Genomic DNA, 2,269 nt, shown 5'->3' with positions numbered 1-2,269 from the left:
CCTCTAAAGTATAATCGTCAATACGTTTTTTAAAAAACTTTATATTTTATAGATTTCATTTACGTATTTCTTCTATAAGTTATATACAAGCATCCCACAGAACAATCTATGGGGTGCTCTTCTACCATAAAAACTATTGTTCTTTCGACGGCACCGAACAACTTCCATCAGTACAAGAAAGATCGCTTCCACCCTCTGAAGAAAGTTCTTGCAACTTAGGTGCAGGATTCTCTTCTTCCCACACTTGCTGAAGTGCACCAACAAAAGTTTCAAGTGGTTGTGCACCTGAAATAGCATACTTTTGATTAATAATAAAATAAGGCACTCCCGAAATTTGATATTGCTGAGCAATCGCTTCATCAATTCTAACATCATTTGCATACGCATTTTTATCATTAATAACATTTAAAGCTTCTTGCTTATCTAAACCTGAAGCTTCAGCGATAGTAGCAAGTGTATCCACATCGCTTAAATTTTTCGATTCAGTGAAATATGCAAAAAGTAGATTTTCTGTAATCTCTTTTTCTTTCCCTTGATTCTTTGCAAACTTCGCAAGACGATGCGCATCAAAAGTATTAGTCGGCTTCATCTCATCAAAATTAAAACTTAAACCCATACTAGCTGCATGATTTCCTAACTGTACGTTATTACGCTTAGCTTCTTCAATACTAATTCCATACTTTGATGCAAGTACTTCATTAATACTTGTTCCAGAATAGATTGGAGCATTTTGGTCTAATTCAAAACTTTTAAACTCAACTTCAACATCCTTCTTATATGGAAATTGCTCTAAAGCCATCTCTAATCTACGTTTCCCAATATAGCAAAATGGGCATACAAAATCCGACCATACTTCAATTTTCATAAAAACACCTCATTAACATTTAGTTTTCAATCATTGTAGCACTGAGATTAAGGAATTCAAAAGTTTTTGCTCTATCTCCTTCATATAGTACATACAAAAACACACTTATAGCAGAATACCTAATTAACAAAAAAACGATAATCAAAAGGATTAACTATTATCCCTCCGATTATCGTCTATATAAATGCAACAATTTTAATTATGCCGGAATATACTTCCCTACGAACTTCCATACAGTATTCCAATATTTATTCGAATCTACTTTCTCCGCTTCTCCATGTCCAGCACCTGGAACAATTAATTTCTCTTTTTCTACTTTTGCAGCATTATATACTTCATCTAACATTTCAAAAGGAACGAATGTATCAGCATCCCCATGAATGAATAACATAGGTGTTTTACTTTTCGCTACTTGTTTTACAGCTGAAGCCTCTTCTAAATCGTAACCAGCTCTTAATTTAGTAACCGTATTTGCCGCATTCATAACAGGAAACTTCGGTAAATGGAATAAATCTTTTAGTTGATAAGTAAATTCATCAATAACAGTTGAGTATCCACAATCTTCAATAATAACTTTAACATTAGAAGGTAAATCTTCTCCTGAAGTCATCATTACAGTTGCCCCGCCCATCGAAACACCAAATAGAGCTATTTCAGCATTAGGATCTTTCTTTAAGATTTGTTGAATCCAAATCAAAACATCTTTACGATCATGCCAGCCCATACCAACATAATCTCCTTCACTATTTCCATGTCCACGAAGGTCTGGTGCTATGACATTATAGCCTTGTTCATAGAAATTACGAACATATTTCGTCATTTCTGATGCTCTACCATTGTATCCATGAACTACAATTGCCCATTTATGACTAGATGGTTCATTCATATATTCATAACCTTTTAAATTTAATTTATCGAAAGAACGTATAGTTAATGTGTTAGGTTTATACTTCGATACGAAGTTTGCATTCTTTTCTTCATTTGCAGCCAATACATCTCCCGATGCACTTACCGTTTCTACTAAATGAGGATTATCTTGCAAAAATTCCTTTTCTTGTTTCGCATTTAACGCATAGTTATAAAAATAATTTCCAACTAACATATACACGATTACTAGCAGGACTAAGACTACTATAGTAATTATACTTATCTTTTTCATATTATCTCCTTTTCTAACTTAAATCTTCTTATATTAAAGTACATCAAAAACAACTGTACTATTTTAACACACTGATGAATCCTATCTTTAAGAAATAAAATAGAAAATCTTAAATTACATATAAAAAATCACGAAAGAAATTGAATAAAACTTATATAGCTACGTACTCAAAAACCTTTTTGAAAAGCGAGAAGCACTTCAAAATATTTAGCTTTGAAAAAAAGTTATAAAACACAAAAAAGACG

General features: G+C 32.3%; 2 protein-coding genes. Both read right to left on the bottom strand.

What is annotated here, in order from left to right:
- Nucleotides 1-133: 133 nt before the first annotated feature.
- On the bottom strand, nt 134-865 hold the full coding sequence (locus DN404_RS30240) for a DsbA family oxidoreductase (protein WP_000687954.1): 732 nt from the start codon (nt 863-865) through the stop codon (nt 134-136).
- Nucleotides 866-1,064: 199 nt separating this feature from the next.
- A complete protein-coding gene (locus tag DN404_RS30235; protein ID WP_033692091.1) occupies nt 1,065-2,024 on the bottom strand; it encodes an alpha/beta hydrolase in 960 nt (319 codons plus the stop codon).
- Nucleotides 2,025-2,269: the final 245 nt, after the last annotated feature.

Source organism: Bacillus sp. TE8-1 (genome assembly GCF_008368855.1).
Lineage (GTDB): Bacteria > Bacillota > Bacilli > Bacillales > Bacillaceae_G > Bacillus_A > Bacillus_A cereus.
The sequence above is the reverse complement of the archived record's forward strand: the minus strand, read 5'-3'. Positions and strand labels throughout refer to the sequence as shown.

Bases quoted from the DNA above. Each gene is read 5' to 3' on its own strand.
- DN404_RS30240 (WP_000687954.1), bottom strand. From the start codon at position 865: ATGAAAATTGAAGTATGGTCGGATTTTGTATGCCCATTTTGCTATATT.
- DN404_RS30235 (WP_033692091.1), bottom strand. From the start codon at position 2,024: ATGAAAAAGATAAGTATAATTACTATAGTAGTCTTAGTCCTGCTAGTA.